Raw genomic sequence first — 20,980 nt, forward strand, 5'->3', positions numbered from 1 at the left:
CGAGCATCCTCAATAACGCGCCACGGTGGTCCCTACCCTCTGGCAATCAGGTGGTCCCATCACCCTGGCAAGCGACACGCTGGGGCCACCAGCGGCTCTGCGGGCTTTCTCCATATCTGCGTGGGTTCGGGTGGCGTGCGGAAACAGGAGAGCGGTGGAGCGTGTGTCGGTCCAGTGGTTGTCACCCTGGATATGAGCGCCGAGCAGTGCGCGGTTATACATGTTGCGTAGGCCCACCTCGAGGTGGGCAAAGTCGTGGAGAAGTGCTGCGTTCACGCAGGTGTTCCACTCGTGCAGTGTGAGCGCCCGGATCCGGCTGCCGCCGGCGAGTCGCAGGTAGGTACTAAACCGTTCGGGACTCAGCCACTGTTCGACCCAGGGGCCGGGTGCTTGTGTTGTCACGGTTGGCAGTCCTACCAGATGGAGCTATGATCGTTGGGCACAGGCCGGTGCTACGTCAGAGGACGTGACCCGGTTGAAGAAGTTCGAAAGACCCGGTATTCAGCTCTGGCAGCTGACCCGGGTCTTTTGCTTTCGCTAGCGTGCCGCATCGCAAAATTGCCAGGTTTTTGGTCCGAGCGGGCCTGGGTGCAGCTCCTTGAGGTCGATGTTTCAGGGTCGCTCGAACTCATCACTTTGAATCGTGGTGGAGTCGAATGTCCATGGCGGTCCGTTTGGACGACGGGGGACTATGCGGGACGCAGGTGGACCGGTAGCAGGTCACCAGTGGTCATCTTTTACTCATCACTTTGAGGCGTATTCGGGTGGATGCACCCGCACGTGAGTGGTCTCTCGAATCGCCGAACAACCTGTTCAACCGGCCTGCGGTGGACGCGGATGCATCCACTGGAATTGTTACCTCTTTTACAGCGGGTCCGGGGTTCGAATCCCTGATGGCGCACAAAATATGCCCTCGAGCAGTAGAAATGCTGTTCGGGGGCATATTTTTTGCTCGGTGAGTCGGGTACTAGTGGCCCTTCGACGCCAGCGATGAGCGACCAGCGACCGTAGTGGGGAAAATTCCCCTGCTCGCGACTGTGATGAGCCGCCAGGTCATTCCACGAGGGTTGGTTGTGTGCGGTTCCGCTCGACACCGCCCGTGGCGCCACGGCTACGCACCATTCAGGCGAGGGTAAGGAAGAGCTTTTCGAGTTCGGCTTCGGTCATCGGTTCCGTGGAGCTGGAGCCGTCGCCGGTGATGCATTCGCGAAGGCTGGTGGCGACGATCTTGAAGCCGGCCTTGTCGAGTGCACGGGACACGGCAGCGAGTTGCGTGACGACATCCTTGCAATCACGATCCTGTTCGATCATCGAGATCACTCCCGCGAGCTGACCGTGTGCTCGCCGGAGTCGGTTGAGTACCAACGCGATGCTGTCCTCGTCGCCGGTCATGAGAGTTCCCTTCGAAGATGAATCAGTGCTGTGTGTTGGGCGGGTCATCGCCGAAGCAGAGAGCGGAAGAAGCCGGTCCCTGCTGTATCGGCAGCAGCGCAGGTGCAGCGCTGCGCTGTGGGAACGCTATTCATTACGTCGTCGGAGTGTTGACCGCATCCGGCCCAGGTGGTCTTGGAGCAGGAAGAACACTTCTCGGGGTAGCACATGGTGGGGATTCCTTGTCTGGTCTGCGTCACTCGGTGACGGATGAAAGTTCTTGCGAATCAACCAATGTGGAAGATGATTCGATCCAGGCGGTGTAGCCACCGACCAGGTCGCTGACGTTCTCGATACCGTCGGCACGCAGTAGCGATGCGGCGACGGACGAGCGCCAGCCGCCGGCGCAATAAACGACGATGGGCTTGTCTTGTGGCAGATCGTCGAGATGGGAGCGGAGTTGAGCGAGCGGAATCGGCTGAGCGCCTGCGATGACGCCGTCTTCGCGCTCACCGGGATTACGAATATCGATCAGTGTGATCGCGTCCGCACTCAGGAGCGAGTCCAGCGCGACCACTTCGGTGCGCGGTGCAGTACGCACCAGGTCGGTGAGTGTGTCGGGGAAGGTGCCGTCTGTGTCGACGGTGAGATACCCGATGACATTGTCGGATCCGATTCGCGCGAGCCGCATTGCTGCATCTTGTTGCTGACCCGGATAGGTGATGAGAGCGATTCGGCCGCCGATGTCTGCCACCATGCCGCCGGTCTCGGCAAACCTGCCGTCGAATCCGACATTGATCGAGCCACGCACATGTCCGGCAGCGAAATCGTCGGGCGTGCGAGCGTCGAGGACTCGAATCCCCTCAGCCAATCCAGTGCGCAGTTCAGTCGGCGACAGCGCGGGGATGTGCCGACCTTGATCGAGCAGCGCCCGATTCGACTTGTTCAAGGCGACATCGGTCGAGAAGTACGCCGGCACCGCAGGCTGACCGTCCGTGACGAGTGCGACGAAGGCGTCCTCGGTCATGGGCTGCACCGACGGATTGGTGCGTCGTTGCTCACCGATCGTGGAGGTCAGCTCGGACGAGAGGTTTTTGCCGCAGGACGATCCGGCGCCGTGAGCGGGCATGACGGTCACCGAGTCGGGCAACATCAGGAGAGTCTCGTGGACGGTGCGGTACATCGCCCGTGCAAGATCGGTGTTGGTGCCATCTGCGAGGTTGGCCAGGTCGGGGCGGCCGACATCGCCGATGAACATCGAATCTCCGGTGAGCACGGCAGACGGCGCAGCAAGCGGATTCTCTCGGACCAGCAGGCTGATCGACTCCCACGTGTGGCCGGGGGTGGAGAGAATCTCGATGTCGACTGTCCCGAGCGACACATGTTCGCCGTGCCGCAACCTGCGGATCGGATACTCGGTATCAGCGGATTCGCCGAACCCGACCCACGCTCCCACGGCGTCGACAAGCTCGAGGTGACCGGAAACGAAGTCTGCATGAAGGTGGGTGTTGATTACCCCCTCGATTGTCAGTCCGTATTTGGCTGCGTCATCGAGATACTCGGTGATGTCGCGACGCGGATCTACCACGATGGCTCTGCCGGTGGTCTCATCGCCGATCAGGTATGACGCATGAGATAAGCACTCGATGTAGTACTGCTCGAGAATCATCGGACAACCTTCCTTGCGATATTCGGGGTATATGGAGACTGTATAGATACCCCATGGGGTATGTCAAGTACCCCATGGGGTATGCAAGCAGAGTGGACACACCTCGATTTGTGGCCTCGTCACGAGCGTTCGGACATCAAGCAGGACTGGGCAATTGGAAGACCACTGCATATCCGTCGGTTCAGGAAACAAGGTGGTCCCATGACCGCATCCGCCCGGCTTGGGTCGGGAGAATCAGGTCACAACAACGCGAACGTGCCCAGTTCAGGTGCGGGCGTCAGTCCGGATTGTCGAGGCAGATGACCCCCTCTAGGACCAGGCCTCGTGCAGTTTCCGGCGTATCCTGTGGAGGGCATGGCCTCCGTCTCGTGCTTCGAAAGGTCTCCCGTGGCGTACCTCCTCATTGTCATCGTGTTAGCTGCGCTCATCGTTCTGGTTGTAGCCGGCCAGCGACGATCCACTGCGGCCAAAGCCCACGAATTGGAGGATGCCCAAGCAGACGCACGTCAATCGATCGAGCGTCTCGGAGGTCAGATCTACAACTTGTCGGGCACCGACCTCGCCTCCAAACAAGCGCTCGCCGACGCATCGGAACGAAATATTGCCGCGGGATCGCAAATCGAGCAGTCGAAGACTGTTGCGCAGGCGCGGCTCGCGAAGCAGACCGCCCTCGAGGGGCTGTACTACATCCGCGCGGCTCGGCTGGCTATGGGCATGGACCCTGGCCCAGAAATTGTGGGAATCGACGGTCAGAAATCGGCCGGTGAGGTGACCGAAGATCGGAAAGTCGACTTCGAAGGAAGGAAAGTCGCCGCATCACCGAACCCATCGGATCAGACCCCGAATTACTACCCTGGCGGACGGGTCGCCGGTAGGCCTGTGCCAGCGGGTTGGTACTCCGAGCCCTGGTGGAAACCCGCGCTTGTCGGCGGCGCTTGGGGACTGGGGTCGGCGTTGTTGTTCTCCTCGATGTTCTCGGGGATGTCCGGCGTCGGCTACGACACCCAAGCCTTCGAAGGCGGCTACGGCGACGGCACCGACAGTGGGTACGACACAGCTGGAAACTTCGAGGGCGACCAGGGCGGGTACGACCAGGGTGGGTACGACCAGGGTGGGTACGACCAAGGCGGTGGCGATTTCGGTGGCGGTGGCGGGTCTGATTTCGGTGGAGGATTTTAACTGATCTCACCGCAGCTAGAGGCAATTTTGTCTGTCCGGGGGCCTCCTGACGAAGCTCGAAGCAATCGGCGTTGGTCCGGGTTATCGGATGGGGGAGTACACGTCGTTCAGGGTCACCAATGTCAGTTCTCTAGTTCGAATGTTGTCGAGTAATTTCGGGTGGACATGCGTGACGGCAGGGTGGATTGCGTGTCCGATCACCACAGCGCCGGGCGTGAGGTACTTGCGCACGCACTCGATGAGGTAGTCCTCGGTACGCAGGTGTGCCCTACTCGAATGTCCAGGGCGCCAACACCACCAGCCACCCGTCGGGGTCCTCGAACAACACGGCACCGTGGTCCGTCCAGTATGGATTGGCCGCCTCAACCGGGGTCTGACCGTCATCGGCGAAACGCTTGCATGCGGCCGCCAAGGCTTCAGGCCCTTTGAGGTAGAGGACCAGCTGATTTTCGGGGTCCCGCTCAGGAATGCGTGGCGATTCGCCGAACTGCAATAGCTCCATGTGAACGGGGGCGCCCGGCAAACCGAATACGACTCCGTCGTATCCGCTGTGATTTCGCCACTGCGCCAGCACCCGTAGTCCGACAATGTCGCGGTAGAAAGCAAGTACCTCTTCGTAGTTGGCGGTGGGACGCGCAAATCGAACTGCGCCGACATCAAGATGAGCGGGCCAGGACGAAGACATTTGCGTACTATTCCACGGGTCGTTGCCGAGCACAGGGGCAAACGATTTTCGTCGCTGTGATGAAGAGTCGGTCGAGAACTGGCGGTGTGCGGATCCCGATGAGTTTCGCCCGCCGGTGCAGTCTTCAGCTGCATGGGAAAACTCAGCTATGGCTTCAACGTATCGGTGGACGGGTATATCGCCGACGCCCAAGGCAGCATCGGCTGGTCCGAACCGAGCGAAGAACTGCATCAGTATTGGAACGACCTCGAGCGGGAGACTGCCTTGTCGTTCTATGGGCGGCGGCTCTACGAACTGATGTCCGCGTACTGGCCGACCGCCGACAAGTCCCCGGACACGAACCCGACGATCGTCGACTTCGCGCACATCTGGTGCAACATGCCCAAGGTCGTGTTCTCTCGCACCCTGGAGTCCGTCGACTGGAACTCTCGCCTCGAACGCGGCGACCCGGTCGAGGTGGTGAGGAAGCTGAAAGCCGAAACCGACGGCAGGCTGGCGGTGGCCGGGGCGACGTTGGCCGCACCTATTGTGCAGGCGGGACTGGTGGACGAGTTCCGGATAGTGGTTGCGCCGATCGCAGTAGGCGGCGGCATACCGTTCTTTCCGACCCTGCCGTCGTGGATCTCGATGAGACTGGTGGAGAACCGCACCTTCCCCGGAGGCGCGGTCTTGCTGCGCTACGAGGCGAAGTAGTCGAAGACTCCGCCGACATCGGGGTGAACCGTGCGACAACCGATCTGGCCTGCGACCCGGAACTCGTTCATCCGGAGTGGTTGAATCGACTTCAATGCTGGGTGGATCCGTCCGCCCTGAATCGAGAGGTCGCATCATGCATGTTGGCGTAGACAGCTTCGTCTCCTCCGTGACAGACCCGACGGACGGCCGCGTGGTCGGGCCGGCCGAGCGGATGGGGCACCTGCTGGAGGAAATCGCTCTTGCAGACCAGGTCGGGCTGTATTCGTTCGGCATCGGTGAGCATCACCGTAGCGAATATTACGATTCGGCGCCGTCGATCATTTTGGCCGCCGCGGCCACTCGGACGGAACGGATTCGCCTCGGCAGTGCGGTCAAGGTGCTCAGCGCAGATGATCCGGTGCGCGTATTCCAAGAGTTCGCCACCCTGGATCTGATCACGAAGGGCCGGATCGACCTGGTCGTAGGCCGCGGGTCCTTCACCGAGTCGTTTCCGCTGTTCGGCCTCGACTTCGCCGACTACGACTCTCTCTTCACCGAGAAGCTGGAACTGTTGCTGCAGATCCGCGACAACGTCGAGGTCACCTGGTCCGGTCGGCATCGCCCACCTCTGGTCCAACAGAGCATCTATCCGCGGCCGGTGCAGGATCCTTTGCCGATCTGGGTCGGCGTCGGTGGAACCCCGGAGTCGTTCGCCCGCGCTGGCATGCTGGGACTGCCACTGATGGTTGCGATCATCGGAGGTGAGCCGCGCCAATTTGCCCCGCTCGTAGACCTGTACCGGCGCGCAGGTGCCCAGGCCGGCCATGCCCCGGAGAAGCTGCAGGTGGGGCTGCACGTATTCGGCTTCGTCGCCGAGTCCACGAAGGTGGCAGCGGACACTATCTACCCCGGTTGGAACGAAATGTTCACCAAAATCTCCCGGGAGCGCGGTTTCTCCCGACCGACCCGCCAGCAGTTCGACGCCACATCCGGGCCCGACGGTGCCTTCTTCATGGGAGACCCGCAGACGGTGGCCGAAAAGATTTTGCGGGTCGGCGAGCAGTTGGGCGGTGTCGACCGGTTGTCGCTGCAGATGACGAATCCGAGGCTCGCTCACGGCGACCTACTCCGCGGCATCGAATTGCTCGGCACCGAGGTCGCCCCACTGGTGGCGAAGGCCTGACGTCTGCGCTGATAGCTACCGGCGGCACATCACTGATCATGCTGATGTCGTGCGGCCGCGTCGGCGAGTGTCGAGCGCACTTCTTCGTCGGTGGTCTGCTCGAATCGTGCATACGACGCTCCCACCCCGAAGAACCGGCGAGGTGTGGAGACGCACACGAATTCGTCGACCAGGTCTCGGAGTGCAGCGCGGCTCGACGTCGAAGCCACCGGCACGGCCGCAATGACGCGGGTGGGGCCGTAGCGATGCACAACCTCGAGCGCCACTCGCAGAGTTGCTCCGGTAGCGACACCATCGTCGACGACGATCACCGACCTCCCGTCGATCCGAGCGGGCGGTGCGTTTCCGCGGTATAGCTGTTCGCGACGCTTCAGCTCGCGGGTTTCGTCGGCGATCACCTGTTGCAGCTCGAGCGAATTCACCTTCTCGGCGCGGATCACGTCTTCGTTGATCACCGTCGCTCCACCACCGGCGATGGCTCCCATCGCCAGCTCTGGGTGCCTGGGTACGCCGAGCTTGCGCACGACGAGAACGTCCAACTGCGCGTGCAATGCCGTAGCGACTGCGGCGGCGACCGGCACTCCGCCACGCGGCAAGGCGAGCACCAGCACGTCGTCGGAGAACTCTTCGGGGTCGAGGAGGACCGACAACGCCTGCCCGGCGTCGGCTCGGTCGCGGAACGGTCTCGTCCCCATGCACGACGGCTACCCGCGGTATCGAGGCACAAACTCCTCGATCCGGCGGTTCTTTCCGGCCCTCAGGCCGTCGAATTCCTCAGTTCGAATTTCAGTATCTTGCCCGTCGGCGTACGGGGGAGATCCAGTGGAAACACGATCTCGTCGGGCACCTTGAATTTCGCGAGACGGCCGTGGGTGTACTCGATCAATTCTTCGGCGCTGACTTCGGCGTCCTTCTTCTTGATCACGAATGCTTTGGGGCGCTCTCCCCACTTCGGGTGCGGGACGCCGATGACCGCGGCTTCCAGAACCGCCGGGTGGGACATGAGGGCTTGCTCGATTTCCACGGTCGAAATGTTCTCGCCGCCCGAAATGACGATGTCCTTGGCGCGATCTTTGACCTGGATGTAGCCGTCCGGGTGCATTACCCCGAGGTCGCCGCTGTGGAACCAGCCACCGGCGAAGGCTTCCGCTGTGGCCTTCGGATCCCGGTAATAGCCGAGCATTACGTTGTTGCCGCGAAGGACGATTTCACCCATCGTCTGTCCGTCGGCCGCGACGTCGTTCATTTCTGGGTCGACGACGCGTGCGTCCTCGGCTTGAATCATCCCGACGCCCTGTCTGGACATCAGCTCGGCGCGCTCGTCGGATTTCAGCTCGCTCCAGTCGTCCTGAACTTCGCAGATCGTGTACGGCCCGTATACCTCGGTCAGCCCGTACACGTGGACGACGGTGATTCCGAGTCCTTCCAGCTTGGCGATGATGCTCGGTGCTGGTGGCGCTCCGGCGGTGGTGATGTGCAGGGCGTCCACGTGATGTGCCTGGGGTGCTTCGGCGATGGTCGAACAGACAACCGGCGCGCCGCACAGGTGTGTGACGCCGATATTGTCGATTGCATCCCATACTGCATCGGCGCGAACCGCGCGTAGACAAACGTGGGTCGCGGCGGCCTGAGTGACGGCCCAGGGTGTGCACCAGCCGTTGCAATGAAACATCGGGAGGGTCCACAGATACTTGGTCGAGCCGGTGAAACCGTTGTGGAACGTTTCGCCGAGCGAATTGAGGTAGGCGCCACGATGGGTGTACATCACACCCTTGGGCTTGCCCGTGGTTCCGGAGGTGTAATTGATTGCTATGACTTGCTGTTCGTCCTCTACGCCCCACACCAACGGCGGTGCATCGACCAGGTTGCCCGACTCGGCAAGAAGGTCTGAATACTGCCCGGTGACAACGCCTTCCGGAACGGTGGGGGGAGCGATAGTGGAGTCGGGGATTTCGATTATTTCCTGCAGCGACGGCACTGCCGCGCGGGCACCGGAGGCGGATCCGACCAGCTCCGAATCGACGAACAAGATCTTGGTGCCGGAGTGGTCGAGGATGTAGTCGAGTTCACTGCCCGTCAGGCGCGAGTTGAGAGCGACGAGGACGCCCCCTGCCAGGGGAACCGCGAAGTGCGCAAACAGCATTTCCGGGGTGTTGGGACTGAGGTATGCGATGCGGTCGCCGGGTTCGATACGGCTCGACAGGACGCGGGCGAGACGGTCGACCTCGTCACCGAATTGCTTGTAGGTATAGCGGCGGTCGCCGTGAATCACAGCCACCCGATTCGGGAATACGCTCGCCGAACGCGCCAGAAAACGCAACGGGCTGAGCGGTGTGTTGTTGGCGGAAGACAGTTCGGCGGACGACAGTGTCGAATCGAGCATCGGGTGAGACCTTTCGAAAAGCGATAGTCTTGTGACGCGCACTACACGTTACCGTTGACGCTATCCACAGCAGGGAGAACGCCGCTACCCCCAAGAGTGGGTATCGGGCGGGTATGAGAGGGATCGTGAGTCGACATCTGAGGCCGAGCGACCGGGATGCGTTGCAAGCGGAATTGCGGACGCTCAAGGCGGCGACCCCGTTTCCGGTGCTCTTCGGCGGCACCGTCGAACACGGGAATCTCACCTTGTCCGGGTTCGTCGGCACGCGTAGCACCATCCTGCGCAACCTCGTGATCGACGTTCGATGCGGCGTCGGCGGCCGCGCAATGGCCGAGCAACGGCCGATCGGCGTGCAGGGCTATGCCAACTCACTCTCGATCACTCACGAATACGACCATCAGGTCGGAGCGGAGGGGATCGAGACCCTGCTGGCGGTACCCGTGGTCGTGCGCGGACGGACACGCGGAGCGTTGTACGGCGGGTTGCGGGTGAATCAACCCCTCAGCGACCGTCTGACGGACGTCGTCGTCGAGCGTGCGCATGAGCTCGCACGGGAAATCGATATTCGTGACGAGGTCGACCGCAGACTTGCCATGTTTGCGGCCTCGGGAAGGGTGCAAGCCCCGATAGCGCGTGACGACCGCAAGATGGATGCCATCATTGAAAGCTATCTAGCGCTGAGATCCATCGCCGACCGCATCGAAGACACCGACCTCGAGGCTGAGGTGATGGCCGTCGAGGGCACTCTGCGTCGAATCTTGCCGACGGATCGACGAACCTCTTCGGTGACCTTGTCGAAACGGGAAATCGAAGTTCTCGAATATGCATCGCTCGGTTGCCGCAACGCCGAGATTGCGGCGCGACTGTCGTTGAGCGTCGATACCGTCAAAACGTACATGCGAAACCTGATGGGCAAGTTGGACGTAGCCACCAGGCAAGAGGCCGTGGTCGAGGCGCGTCGGCACGGTCTGCTCGGCTAGAGCGCATTGAATCGCGTTGGCGCGTCCAACATCTACATCAGAGGACTTTGTGCTCTCGTCTGCGTAACTCAGCCGTGCAATCGTGGTGATCATCGGCGGTAGGTCGCCGCACCCTTTTATCTGTCGGGAGGCTGACATGGTCTTGGCGAATCATCAGGAAATCGTTGTCGGAGTAGATGGTTCACCCACCAGCACAGCTGCGGCCCTGTGGGCTGCAGCCATGGCGGACCGTTTGGATTCTCCGCTGCACATCGCGTGCGCGGTTCAGGAACCGACGTTCTACATGGCCGAGTCCGTCATGGTGATACCCGAGGAAGTGTGGGAGCAGCAACGTCGAACCGCCGAGGAGATTGTCGACGAGGCAGCGAAAGCCATCCTCGAACGACATCCGTACCTCAGCGTGGCCACACATGTCGACGCTGTATCGCCCGCCGAAATGCTCGTCGATCTGTCGGCTTCGGCGCGGCTGATGGTGGTTGGTAGCTCCGGGACGGGCCTTGTGCTGTCGACTTTGCTCGGTAGCACTGCCAAAGTGGTGGCCGACACCGCAGCGTGCCCTGTCGTCGTGTGGCGCGAAGGCACCGGTGACCCGAATTCCCCGATCGTGGTCGGCATCGACGGCAGCGCCACGAGCGCCGCTGCGATAGCGATGGCCTTCGAAATAGCCTCGCGGCTGGAGGTGCCACTCATCGCTGCGCATGTGTGGAGTGCCGCATCGCAGGCGGGTGGCGTCACATTGCCGCTCCTCATCGACTGGGCTGCCATCGAGAAGGAGGAGTCGGTCCTCCTCGCCGAAAGCCTGGCGGGGTGGGTGGAGAAGTACCCAGACGTAGTAGTCGAACGTGTTCTCCGACAGAGCAACCCCGCGCACACTCTCGTCGACCTGTCCGAGCACGCCCAACTCGTCGTGGTGGGAAGCAGAGGCCGAGGTCCGGTGAGAAGCGCCCTACTGGGATCTACCAGTAGCAATCTCGCACACCACGCGCGCTGCCCGGTCATGATCTGCCGAGTGCGTAAGTGAGACCTCGTGGTGCATCTCCGTCGGTAACTCGCGCGGAAAAAGTAGGCACCCCATAGGGTTCCGAGCGGCGGTCGTCGATTCGGGTATCGAGTCGCCGTGAGAATCCAGGGACGCCGGATCGATGCTGTCCTGTTCGATCTGGACGGCGTCGTCACCGACACGGCTGTGATTCACGAGCGGGCATGGAAAACCGCGTTCGATGCGTTACTCGAAGCTGCCGGACAAGGGGATCGGCCGTTCACGCACGAGGATTACTCGATCTACATCGATGGACGGGAGCGACTCGATGCGGTGCGCGGATTCGCGCGTGCACGTGGACTGGCTCTTCCCGAGACTGCGCACGGCGACACGGCATTGGGGAGCGTGCGGCAATGGGCCGATCGCAAGAATGAGGACTATCTCCGCACGCTGACTTCTGAAGGTGTTCGCACGATTCCGGGAACGTTGGATGTGCTTCGCCAACTGCGGCTCGCGGGGATTCCGACAGCAGTGGTGTCAGCCAGCAGAAACGCGGGCGAGGTGATGGCCCTTGCCGGCGTCGGGGGACTGTTCGATGCGCGCGTCGACGGCACCGATGCACTGCGTCGAGACTTGGCGGGTAAGCCGGCCCCGGATATGTTCCTCGAGGCCGCCCGCAGGCTCGGAATTGCACCCAATTTTTCTGCCGTCGTGGAGGATGCGGTGGCTGGTATCCAAGGTGCGCGGGCCGGAAAGTTCGGATTGGTCATCGGGCTTCAACGAGCATCTGCGGCAGTCGAGTTGGATGCCGATGTGGTCGTCGGCGATCTCACTGAACTCGATATCGACATCGGTCCGGACAGCCCTGCTGAATACAACGGTGCTTGTGAGTTGTGCTCGACCGACGCGGAATCGACGTGGGTGCTGCATTACCGCGGCGCGATAGCCGCGGATGAGGGAATTCGCGAGAGTCTCTGCACCCTTGGAAATGGGTATTTCGCTACCAGGGGTGCCCTGCCCGAGGCGAGAGCCGACGGCATTCACTACCCGGGGACGTATCTCGCCGGGTGCTACAACAGGCTCACTTCGACCCTCAGCGGTATCGACTACGAGGACGAGTCCATCGCAAACTGGCCGAATTGGCTGGGCACCACGTTCAATATCGACGGCGGTGAATGGCTCACTACCGACAATCAACTTCTGCGACACCATCACCTCGCCCTGGACATGGGAGAAGCCGTTCTTCGACGCGAAAGCCTTCTCGAAGATTCGCAGGGGCGGCGCACGTGGCTTCGGCAGATACGGTTCGTATCCATGGCATCGGCGCACGTGGCAGCGCTCGAAACCAGACTCGAGCCCGAGAATTACACGGGAACGATCGTTGTGCGCGCGACTCTGGACGGCGATGTCACCAATGGCAACGTGGCCGAATTTCGTGCCTTGAACAACTCTCATCTGACCGAATGTGAAACAGGTTCTGCGGCAAAGGATCAGGTGTGGATCCGGATGCATACTCGGCAATCACGGATCGCACTCACACTCGCTGCTCGGATGGATTCGGTCACCCCAGTACGGAACACCACCAGCACCCCGACGAGTATCTCCCATGAAACCTCGGCCGACGTCACGCAGGACGTCGGCGTGCAAGTATCGACGATCGTCGCATTGTATTGCTCTCGTGATCGGGCTATCGCCGATCCGTTGAGTGCTGCACTCTCTCGCCTCACCGAGGCAAGATCTTTTCCCGTGCTCCTCGACGAGCACCGACGGCAATGGAAACGGTTGTGGCATCGATACGATCTCGTTGTCGAATGCTCCGACAACGAGATCGTCCGAGCGGTTCGGCTTCAGCTCTTTCATGTCGTCCAGTGCTTGTCTCCGCACACCGTGGATCTCGACGTCGGAATACCCGCGCGTGGCCTTCATGGGGAGGCCTATCGCGGGCACATCTTCTGGGACGAATTGTTCGTGCTTCCGTTACTGAATCTGCGCATTCCAGAGTTGTCGAGATCTCTGTTGATCTATCGCTATCGACGCCTGTCCGCGGCGAAACGGCGGGCACGAGAAATCGGTTGTAGCGGCGCCTTGTTCCCGTGGCAGAGCGGCAGTGACGGCCGCGAGGAAACACCGCAGGTGCTGTTCAATCCACGATCAGGACGGTGGATGCCCGATCACTCCAGTCGGCAATTCCATGTCGGGTTGTCGGTTGCCTACAACGTGTGGCACTACTGGGAAGTGACAGCAGACTTCGGCTTTCTAGCCTCGTACGGGGCCGAGATGCTCGTTGAGAATGCACGATTTTGGGTCAGTCTCGCGGTGTGGGATGCCGTCGACGATCGGTTCGATATTCGTGGCGTCATGGGACCTGACGAATTCCACGACGGATACCCCGGTCATCCCGGTGCGGGAATCGACAACTCGACCTACGTCAACGTGATGGCGTCGTGGAGCATCCGGCGCGCGTTGGACGCTTATACGATCGTCGGCCGTGACGACGGTGTGGGCCTGTGGGCTGGGCTCGATGTCAGCTCGTCGGAATTGGGCGCATGGCACAACCTGGCATGCAAGCTGCGAGTGGAGTTTCTCGACAACGGATTACTCGCACAATTTCATGGGTACGGCGAACTGCGCGAACTCGACCTCGATGACTACCGCAAGAGGTATGGAAATATCGGCCGACTCGATCTGATTCTCGAAGCCGAAAATGACTCCTGCGCACACTACAAGGTGTCCAAACAGGCCGATGTCCTGATGCTGCTGTATCTGTTCACCGCGGAGGAACTCACCGAATTGCTTGCGGGAATGGGGTACGACTTCGAGCCGAGCACGATTCCGGCAACCGTCGATTATTACCTCGCTCGAACGACGCACGGCTCGACTCTGAGCAGAGTCGCGCACTCCTGGGTGCTCGCGCGAGGTAACCGTCGAGACTCGTGGGACATGCTGCGTGAATCGTGCGCGGCCGATCTTGCCGACAGTCAACAGGGAACCACGCGGGAGGGAATCCACCTGGGCGCAATGGCGGGAAGTGTGGACATCTTGCAGCGCTGCTATACCGGAATCGAAGTGCGAGGCGACACATTGAGACTTCATCCGCAGTTGCCGACCGAGCTTCGATCACTCGAATTCGATCTCCGATATCGCGACCACTGGGTTCGTATCAGATGCAACGGTGCAGCGACCACTGTTACGACGAGCCCGTGCAGTGCCCCGGCGATCCGGATCGATATCGACGGACAGGAGTTTGTGATGAACGGCGGTGAATCGGTTTCTGCTGCCTACCTCGCCTCATGAAAAAGCTATGACGCGACGCGTGACGATTCTATGCCCGCGGGACAACCCCAATCTTCTATCCGCGGATACTGATCTATGGTTGGTCTCGGTCCGCTAATGCGGATGTGAGGAGCCACCGAATCGGTCTATCGAGGGAGCATAGTGAAAAACATCTACGGGCGGCTCGGGTCAGTCCTCGCCATGTCTGCATTACTGGTTGCAGGCTGTTCGAGTGGTGTGGACGGAAGTGATTCCACGGCGCCGGAGTCCGGTTCCGCTGCTCCAGGTGAGGTCAGCGGGAACATCACCGTATTCGCAGCAGCGTCGCTGAAGGCGACCTTCACTCAGCTCGGCACCATGTTCGAAGCAGCCCATCCCGGGACTGACGTCGCGTTCAACTTTGCCGGTTCTTCGGATCTGGTCGCACAATTGACGCAGGGCGCACCGGGAGACGTTTTCGCTTCCGCGGATATCGCAAACATGACCAAGGCGCTCGATGCGAATCTGATCTCCGGCGAGCCCGAGAACTTCGCTACGAACACGCTGATCATCGTCACCCCTCCCGGGAATCCGAAGGGCATCGCTTCCTTCGCCGACCTCGCCGATACGGACAATAAGGTCGTCATCTGTGCCCCCCAGGTGCCATGCGGCGCCGCTACCACGAAGGTGGAGAAGACGACCGGAGTCGATATCACCCCAGTGAGCGAAGAGTCGTCCGTCACCGACGTCCTCGGCAAGGTCACCTCCGGTCAAGCCGACGCAGGTCTGGTCTACGTGACCGATGCGTCAGGCGCGGGTGAGAAGGTCACCTCGGTCGCCTTCGAAGAGTCGTCCGGTGCAGTCAACACGTACCCGATTGCGGTGCTGTCGGATTCGGGTAACAGTGCGGCGGCGAAGGCGTTCGAAGCGCTGGTCATGAGCGAAGAGGGGCAGAAAATTTTGGCAGATGCCGGATTCACCGCGCCCTGACGAAAGTGAGATCGCAAGCGATCGAGACTACAGTCGCGCGGGTGATCTACTCCGGCTAAGACACGTGCTTGAATGTTGAGCGGTGGGATAGTTCACTCGAGAGTGTGTCCGGTTCGAAAAGCGATGGTAGCGAAGGGTCGACCCCGAGATGACGAGTAGCGGCGTGCGTTCAGCGCGCACGGCGGGGACGCGCGAGTCGATCTTGCTGATGGCAGAACGACTGTATGCCGAGCATGGACTTCACTCGGTGTCCAACAGGCAGGTGAGCGAGGCCGCGGGGCAAGGCAACAACGCGGCGGTCGGGTACCACTTCGGTACGAAGGCGGACCTCGTACGCGCGATCGTCGAACGTCATTCGGTCGTGATCGAGGAGAATCGGAGCACGCTTGTGCTTCGAAACGGGGATTCGGCAAGGCTTCGAGATTGGGTCTCGTGCCTCATCGCGCCGTACACCGATCACTTGGCGACGTTGGGACAACCCAGCTGGTATGCACGATGTGCAGTACAGATCATGACCGATCCGACGCTGCGGCCACTGATGTATGAACAGGCAGGGGTGTCGTCCTCGTTGAGGAAGACCCTCGTCGGCCTCCATCGATGCCTACCGGATCTACCGGCAGAGGTACGTCGAGCACGTAGCGACATGGCCCGAAATATGATGATGCATATTTGCGCCGAAAATGAACTCGAATTTGCACAGCATCCCGAGTGTCCACCGAACTGGGCCGACTGCGGAACCGATCTGATCGACGCCACGGTAGGCATCTGGCAGGCCCCGGTATCGCCGCGACGCTGACAGAATGAAAGACGCTGACAGAATGAAAAGCGACACGTCGAAGTTCCCGGATCCGGGGGGCCCGAACCACACGATGGAGTTCTTGCCATGACTATGCTCGCGAACATTTCGTGATGACCACGACAGTCGACGTCCTCATCATCGGCGCGGGCCTGTCCGGAATCGGTGCCGCGCATCATCTTCGGTCGGCCCTGCCGCACAAGAGCTATGCCATCCTCGAGAGCCGTGGCGCAATCGGCGGAACGTGGGATCTGTTCAGGTATCCAGGGATTCGATCCGACTCGGACATGTACACCCTCGGCTACAACTTTCGCCCCTGGGTGGGCGACAAATCCATCGCCGACGGCGCATCCATCCGCGAGTACATCGAGGACACAGCGCGTGAAGCCGGGATCGACCGACATATTCGGTTTCATCACACAGTGGTGTCGGCCGAATGGTCCACTGCGACCTCGACATGGACGGTCGAGGCAAAGGTGGGTGAATCAGGCGAGGTTGCAGTGTTCACTGCCTCCTTCTTGATGTGTTGCAGCGGATACTACGACTACGAAAAGGGATTCACGCCGGATTTCGAGGGCCTCGAAGACTTCGGCGGAACCGTCGTGCATCCGCAGTTGTGGCCGGAGGATTTGGACTACGCCGGCAAGAAGATCGTCGTGATCGGTAGCGGTGCCACGGCTATCACGCTGGCGCCGACCCTTGCCCGTGACGCCGAACACGTGACACTGCTCCAGCGCTCACCCAGCTACATCATGTCGTTGCCGTCGAAGGATCCGATTGCGCTGGCGTTGCGCAAATACTTGCCGTCACGGGTGGCCTATGGGGTCACTCGAATGAAGAACGCCGTCGCCTCGATCGGGATGTACGTGCTGTGTCAGCGCTACCCGAACTTCATGAAGGGGCGGATTCGCAAGCTTCAGGAGGGCTGGTTGCCCGACGGCTACGATCTCGACACCCACTTCACACCGAAATACAATCCTTGGGATCAACGGCTCTGCCTCGTTCCCGACAGTGATCTGTTCACGGCCATCGGAGAGGGAAAGGTAGACGTCGTCACCGACCACATCGAGCGCTTCACCGAGAAGGGGATCGCGCTGACGTCCGGGGAAAATCTCGACGCTGACATCGTCATCACCGCGACGGGTCTGAACCTCGTCGCCCTCGGCAACGTCGCCCTGCGGGTCGACGGCAAGAAGATCGACATCACCGAGTCGATGGCCTACAAGGGCATGATGCTCACCGACGTGCCCAACTTCGCCTTCGTCATCGGCTACACCAATGCCTCGTGGACGCTCAAGGCAGATCTGGTGTGCGACTACATCGTGCGCCTTCTCGCACACATGGACAGCAAGGGCCACCGGGAGGTCCGCCTAGAACGGGACGCAACCGTCGGGGAGGAACCGTTTCTGGATTTCGCTGCCGGATACGTTCTACGTTCGGTCGACACCTTTCCCAAGCAGGGTTCGGTCGCACCATGGCGCCTGCGGATGAACTATTTCAGAGACCTTCCCTCACTGCGCTACGGCAAACTCGTCGATGACAACATGCGTATGCGCTGACCGGTGACTCATCACTGGGCTCGTCAACGCAATCGGTGAAGTAACACGAAGCCGAAACCGCGCGATTGGTATTCGAACGTTACTCGAGGTGTGGCATTTCGATTGGATAGCCAAGCTGTGACCTGGCAACATTCAATCGTGACTGTCGGGCCGGGTACGTGCCCCGAATCGGTGTGTGGAAGTGGAGCGTTTGATGAGGTTCTCTCGCGGGATCGGGACCGCCGCGGTCGCGATGTTGACTGCAACTATCGTCCTGGCGGGATGCACGGCGACGACGACGGGTTCGACGGCCGCAACCGCTCCGATCGACTCGAACCCCATTGCCGAACTCATGAAGCCCAAGGTGAGCTCGAGCGTGGCTGATGGGGCAGTCGGATTCTCTCCCGCAGATCCGGTGACAGTCTCTGTCGCCGACGGCAAGCTCGCGGACGTCACTGTGATGGATTCGGACGGCGTGCAGATCGAAGGCATCCTCTCTCCCGATGGCCTGACCTGGTCCAACACAGAGCAGCTCCAGTACAGCAGCCGTTACCGCGTGCACGCAGATGCGTACGGGATCGGTGGTGCTACCCGTACGGTCAACAACTTCACAACCAATCAGCCCGGCAACTTCACCAAGGCCTACGTATTGCCGAACGAGGGTGCGGTCGTCGGTATCGGTCAGCCCGTCGCGGTGCAGTTCGACGAGCCGATCGCCGACAAGCTCGCAGCGCAGAACGCCATCCAGGTCACGACGACGCCTCCCGTCGAAGGCGCGTTCTATTGGGTCAACAGCAAAGAGGTTCGGTGGCGTCCGCAGAACTACTGGGCGTCCGGCACTCGCATCGATGTCGCGGTCAACGTCTATGGCCGTGACCTAGGTGACGGCATCTACGGCCAGGAGAACTCGTCGACGTCGTTCACGATCGGTGACGCCGTCGTCGCGACCGCGGACGACAACACCAAGCAGGTCACTTTCTCGGTCAACGGACAGAACGTCATGACGATGCCCACCTCGATGGGGAAGGACAGTACCCCCACCGACAACGGCGTCTACATCATCGGCGACCGATTCGATCACCTGGTGATGGACTCGTCGACCTACGGCGTGCCGGTGAATTCGTCTTCCGGCTACCGCACGCCCGTCGATTGGGCGACCCGCATGTCCTACAGCGGTATCTTCTTCCACTCTGCGCCCTGGTCAGTGGGCCAACAGGGGAGCTCCAACACCAGTCACGGTTGCCTCAACCTGAGTCCCGCGAACGCGAAGTGGGTCTACGACAACACCAAGCGTGGCGACATCGTCGTCGTGCAGAACACCGTCGGTGGCACACTGTCGGGTACCGACGGCCTCGGCGACTGGAACATCCCCTGGAGCGACTGGAAGGCCGGCAACGCCAACACCATGTGAGTGATCAGGGGCGCCCTGAATCGGGCGTCACCCCGCACCCGATGGACTCAGTGTGCATCCAGATTCTGATATCTCACTGGATCTACTCCCAGCGTCTTCAAGTAGGCGACCGGTTCGATGCTCGAGCCGTTGTTTCTGACCTCGTAATGAAGATGAGGGCCAGTCGAGTTGCCGGTGCTGCCGACCTCACCGATCTGATCGCCGGGCGCCACGGTGTCGCCGACGCCGACGTTCATCGCGGATTGATGCCCGTAATAAGTCACCGTGTTTCCGCTCTTGACCCGCACGAGATTGCCGTAACCATCGCCCGCGTCACCTGCTTGTTCGACGGTTCCGCCGTTCACGGCGTAGATCGGGGTGCCAGAGGGGGCAGCGAAGTCCACACCCTGGTGGAACTGACCACCGTTGCCGGTCGGGTTGTTCCTGCTGCCGTAGTTCGAAGAGAGTTCGTAGCTGCGCGCGGGCAACGGCAGCATCGCCCCACCCAGGCCGACCGATGGGGGAGCGAGAACGACTTCAGGAGCGGACGGGGTGCTCGTATCGGGTGCCGGCCCGAAGTCGGAATCGAGAATCACCGCAGCGACCTCGTTGATCAGCACGCCGGTGGCGTCGAGTACGGCTGAGAGGATTGCTGCTCGCTGCTGAGCGTCGGGTTGGGGGATGGGGAGTACGGGCAAGTCGATGGTCGGCTGCGCCGTGGCCACGGCCGGATCGATCAGACCCGCGGAACCGATGCACAACGCCGCCGACAACACCGAACCCGCGATCGCTCTGTGAACTTTTCGACCCACTGCAACTGCTCCTAGTCTGCTCGGCTGGTATCGCCTGAGGGGCTTGAAATGACCGGTGGCGCGTTTCGGGGGCGCGTCGAATCAACAGTGCAAGTCACAGCTTTCACGTTGGTACTTTTCTTCCCCAAAAGTGCCATTTGCAACCGTACGTCACATGAACCCCATGCGACACTCGAAAGTTGAATTACAACAACGTAATTCGCAACTCGTTCGATGCACTTTCGCCGCGACTTCGTGACGTACGACGAGCAAAGGGGTGCAGAACCCACAAAAAAGCCGGTCTCCGTGTGGAGACCGGCTTTCTTGCTTCTATGGGGTGAGTGACGGGACTCGAACCCGCGACACCCAGGATCACAACCTGGTGCTCTACCAGCTGAACTACACCCACCATAGCTACCGGACCAAACCCTCGCGGGTTCTGTTTCAGCAGCGATGACAATACTAGCGGTTCGAATCGTTGGTTGCCAATCGGTATCAGGACTGCGTGTCGAGTCCCTCTACAACTGCAGCAATATCGCTGGTAGAGGGCCCAGGAGGCGCCACGAACACGGTCTGGCGGTAGTACTTCAGTTCCTTGATGGACTCTTCGATGTCTGCCAACGCGCGGTGGGCCAGACCTTTCGTCGGCTGACCGAAGTAGATGCGCGGGTACCACCGACGGGTGAGTTCCTTTATGGAACTGACATCGATCATTCGGTAGTGGAGGTAGGTATCGAGGTCACCCATATCGCGTGCGATGAAGCCGCGATCGGTGCCGATCGAATTTCCGGCCAAGGGAACCGTCCCGGCAACGGGGACGTGCTCGCGGATGTACGCGAGCACCTGACGCTGTGCCTCTTCCAGCGTGACCGAAGATGCACGCACCTCTTCGGTCAGTCCGGACTTGGCATGCATCTTCTTCACCACGTCAGGCATCCCGGCCAGCGCGTCGTCGTCGGCATGAATGACGATGTCGACACCGTCGCCCAGTACGTTCAACTCGCTGTCGGTGACGAGCGCCGCAATCTCGATGAGCTTGTCCTTCGACAAGTCCAGCCCGGTCATTTCACAATCGATCCACACAAGTTTGTCCTGCACCAGACACACCCTAGTGCGGGC

Annotated in this window: 19 protein-coding genes and 1 tRNA gene; 10 read left to right on the plus strand and 10 right to left on the minus strand. The window is 60.9% G+C overall.

What is annotated here, in order from left to right; all coding sequences use genetic code 11:
* Positions 1 to 9: 9 nt before the first annotated feature.
* From BJI47_RS16175 to BJI47_RS16190, 3 genes are all read right to left on the minus strand, one after another.
* Complete coding sequence (locus BJI47_RS16175; RefSeq protein ID WP_176224912.1) at positions 10 to 402, minus strand: hypothetical protein; 393 nt, start codon at positions 400 to 402, stop codon at positions 10 to 12.
* Between the two features lie 720 nt (positions 403 to 1,122).
* Positions 1,123 to 1,392 (minus strand): metal-sensitive transcriptional regulator, encoded by a 270-nt coding sequence (locus tag BJI47_RS16180; protein WP_088944703.1) that lies wholly within the window; start codon positions 1,390 to 1,392, stop codon positions 1,123 to 1,125.
* A 235-nt stretch (positions 1,393 to 1,627) separates the two neighbouring features.
* Complete coding sequence (locus BJI47_RS16190; RefSeq protein ID WP_088944704.1) at positions 1,628 to 3,040, minus strand: MBL fold metallo-hydrolase; 1,413 nt, start codon at positions 3,038 to 3,040, stop codon at positions 1,628 to 1,630.
* A gap of 387 nt (positions 3,041 to 3,427) precedes the next feature.
* Here BJI47_RS16190 and BJI47_RS16195 point away from each other — a divergent pair, with 387 nt between their 5' ends.
* Positions 3,428 to 4,219, plus strand: a complete 792-nt coding sequence (locus BJI47_RS16195; RefSeq protein WP_088944705.1) for a hypothetical protein — start codon at positions 3,428 to 3,430, stop codon at positions 4,217 to 4,219.
* A 268-nt stretch (positions 4,220 to 4,487) separates the two neighbouring features.
* Here BJI47_RS16195 and BJI47_RS16200 read toward each other — a convergent pair whose 3' ends face one another.
* Positions 4,488 to 4,904, minus strand: coding sequence for a VOC family protein (locus BJI47_RS16200; protein WP_088944825.1), 417 nt, complete (start codon positions 4,902 to 4,904; stop codon positions 4,488 to 4,490).
* A gap of 132 nt (positions 4,905 to 5,036) precedes the next feature.
* On the opposite strand from BJI47_RS16200, the gene BJI47_RS16205 reads away from it, so the two are divergent.
* Complete coding sequence (locus BJI47_RS16205) at positions 5,037 to 5,597, plus strand: dihydrofolate reductase family protein (protein ID WP_088944706.1); 561 nt, start codon at positions 5,037 to 5,039, stop codon at positions 5,595 to 5,597.
* Positions 5,598 to 5,733: 136 nt separating this feature from the next.
* Complete coding sequence (locus BJI47_RS16210) at positions 5,734 to 6,762, plus strand: LLM class flavin-dependent oxidoreductase (RefSeq protein WP_088944826.1); 1,029 nt, start codon at positions 5,734 to 5,736, stop codon at positions 6,760 to 6,762.
* A gap of 29 nt (positions 6,763 to 6,791) precedes the next feature.
* On the opposite strand, the gene BJI47_RS16215 is transcribed toward BJI47_RS16210, so the two are convergent.
* Both BJI47_RS16215 and BJI47_RS16220 read right to left on the minus strand, forming a co-directional pair.
* Positions 6,792 to 7,457, minus strand: coding sequence for a phosphoribosyltransferase (locus BJI47_RS16215; protein WP_088944707.1), 666 nt, complete (start codon positions 7,455 to 7,457; stop codon positions 6,792 to 6,794).
* A 62-nt stretch (positions 7,458 to 7,519) separates the two neighbouring features.
* Positions 7,520 to 9,145, minus strand: a complete 1,626-nt coding sequence (locus BJI47_RS16220; protein ID WP_088944708.1) for an acyl--CoA ligase family protein — start codon at positions 9,143 to 9,145, stop codon at positions 7,520 to 7,522.
* Between the two features lie 125 nt (positions 9,146 to 9,270).
* Between BJI47_RS16220 and BJI47_RS16225 the strand changes: the two genes are divergently transcribed.
* From BJI47_RS16225 to BJI47_RS16250, 6 genes are all read left to right on the plus strand, one after another.
* Positions 9,271 to 10,125 (plus strand): LuxR C-terminal-related transcriptional regulator, encoded by an 855-nt coding sequence (locus BJI47_RS16225; protein WP_088944709.1) that lies wholly within the window; start codon positions 9,271 to 9,273, stop codon positions 10,123 to 10,125.
* 136 nt (positions 10,126 to 10,261) lie between these two features.
* A complete protein-coding gene (locus tag BJI47_RS16230) occupies positions 10,262 to 11,146 on the plus strand; it encodes a universal stress protein (RefSeq protein ID WP_088944710.1) in 885 nt (294 codons plus the stop codon).
* Positions 11,147 to 11,242: 96 nt separating this feature from the next.
* Entirely contained in the window at positions 11,243 to 14,398 is a 3,156-nt protein-coding gene (locus tag BJI47_RS16235; protein WP_088944711.1) for an HAD-IA family hydrolase, read from the plus strand.
* A 180-nt stretch (positions 14,399 to 14,578) separates the two neighbouring features.
* Entirely contained in the window at positions 14,579 to 15,346 is a 768-nt protein-coding gene (gene modA / locus BJI47_RS16240; RefSeq protein WP_088944827.1) for a molybdate ABC transporter substrate-binding protein, read from the plus strand.
* Between the two features lie 163 nt (positions 15,347 to 15,509).
* Positions 15,510 to 16,142: a TetR family transcriptional regulator gene (locus tag BJI47_RS16245; RefSeq protein WP_254900637.1), complete on the plus strand. Its 633-nt coding sequence runs from the start codon at positions 15,510 to 15,512 to the stop codon at positions 16,140 to 16,142.
* 113 nt (positions 16,143 to 16,255) lie between these two features.
* Positions 16,256 to 17,701 carry an NAD(P)/FAD-dependent oxidoreductase gene (locus BJI47_RS16250; RefSeq protein ID WP_088944713.1) on the plus strand — a complete coding sequence of 482 codons (1,446 nt, stop codon included), beginning with the start codon at positions 16,256 to 16,258 and terminating at the stop codon, positions 17,699 to 17,701.
* Positions 17,702 to 17,833: 132 nt separating this feature from the next.
* On the opposite strand, the gene BJI47_RS24730 is transcribed toward BJI47_RS16250, so the two are convergent.
* Positions 17,834 to 18,034, minus strand: a complete 201-nt coding sequence (locus tag BJI47_RS24730; RefSeq protein WP_254900658.1) for a hypothetical protein — start codon at positions 18,032 to 18,034, stop codon at positions 17,834 to 17,836.
* On the opposite strand from BJI47_RS24730, the gene BJI47_RS16255 reads away from it, so the two are divergent.
* Positions 17,937 to 19,091 (plus strand): Ig-like domain-containing protein, encoded by a 1,155-nt coding sequence (locus BJI47_RS16255; RefSeq protein WP_254900653.1) that lies wholly within the window; start codon positions 17,937 to 17,939, stop codon positions 19,089 to 19,091. The two genes, BJI47_RS24730 and BJI47_RS16255, sit on opposite strands and share 98 nt — an antisense overlap.
* Positions 19,092 to 19,138: 47 nt before the next feature.
* Here BJI47_RS16255 and BJI47_RS16260 read toward each other — a convergent pair whose 3' ends face one another.
* The 3 genes from BJI47_RS16260 to orn all read right to left on the minus strand — a co-directional run bounded on the left by BJI47_RS16260 (position 19,139) and on the right by orn (position 20,959).
* Positions 19,139 to 19,882, minus strand: coding sequence for a M23 family metallopeptidase (locus BJI47_RS16260; protein ID WP_088944714.1), 744 nt, complete (start codon positions 19,880 to 19,882; stop codon positions 19,139 to 19,141).
* Between the two features lie 312 nt (positions 19,883 to 20,194).
* Positions 20,195 to 20,270, minus strand: a tRNA-His gene (locus BJI47_RS16265).
* 86 nt (positions 20,271 to 20,356) lie between these two features.
* Positions 20,357 to 20,959, minus strand: a complete 603-nt coding sequence (orn, locus tag BJI47_RS16270; protein WP_088944829.1) for an oligoribonuclease — start codon at positions 20,957 to 20,959, stop codon at positions 20,357 to 20,359.
* Positions 20,960 to 20,980 lie beyond the last annotated feature (21 nt).

Source organism: Rhodococcus sp. 1168, from assembly GCF_002091955.1.
GTDB lineage: Bacteria > Actinomycetota > Actinomycetes > Mycobacteriales > Mycobacteriaceae > Rhodococcoides.

Bases quoted from the DNA above. Each gene is read 5' to 3' on its own strand.
- BJI47_RS16180 (WP_088944703.1), bottom strand. From the start codon at position 1,392: ATGACCGGCGACGAGGACAGCATCGCGTTGGTACTCAACCGACTCCGG.
- BJI47_RS16250 (WP_088944713.1), top strand. From the start codon at position 16,256: ATGACCACGACAGTCGACGTCCTCATCATCGGCGCGGGCCTGTCCGGA.
- BJI47_RS16230 (WP_088944710.1), top strand. From the start codon at position 10,262: ATGGTCTTGGCGAATCATCAGGAAATCGTTGTCGGAGTAGATGGTTCA.
- BJI47_RS16215 (WP_088944707.1), bottom strand. From the start codon at position 7,457: ATGGGGACGAGACCGTTCCGCGACCGAGCCGACGCCGGGCAGGCGTTG.
- modA (WP_088944827.1), top strand. From the start codon at position 14,579: ATGTCTGCATTACTGGTTGCAGGCTGTTCGAGTGGTGTGGACGGAAGT.
- BJI47_RS16210 (WP_088944826.1), top strand. From the start codon at position 5,734: ATGCATGTTGGCGTAGACAGCTTCGTCTCCTCCGTGACAGACCCGACG.
- BJI47_RS24730 (WP_254900658.1), bottom strand. From the start codon at position 18,034: ATGAGTTCGGCAATGGGGTTCGAGTCGATCGGAGCGGTTGCGGCCGTC.
- BJI47_RS16205 (WP_088944706.1), top strand. From the start codon at position 5,037: ATGGGAAAACTCAGCTATGGCTTCAACGTATCGGTGGACGGGTATATC.
- BJI47_RS16190 (WP_088944704.1), bottom strand. From the start codon at position 3,040: ATGATTCTCGAGCAGTACTACATCGAGTGCTTATCTCATGCGTCATAC.
- BJI47_RS16200 (WP_088944825.1), bottom strand. From the start codon at position 4,904: ATGTCTTCGTCCTGGCCCGCTCATCTTGATGTCGGCGCAGTTCGATTT.
- BJI47_RS16220 (WP_088944708.1), bottom strand. From the start codon at position 9,145: ATGCTCGATTCGACACTGTCGTCCGCCGAACTGTCTTCCGCCAACAAC.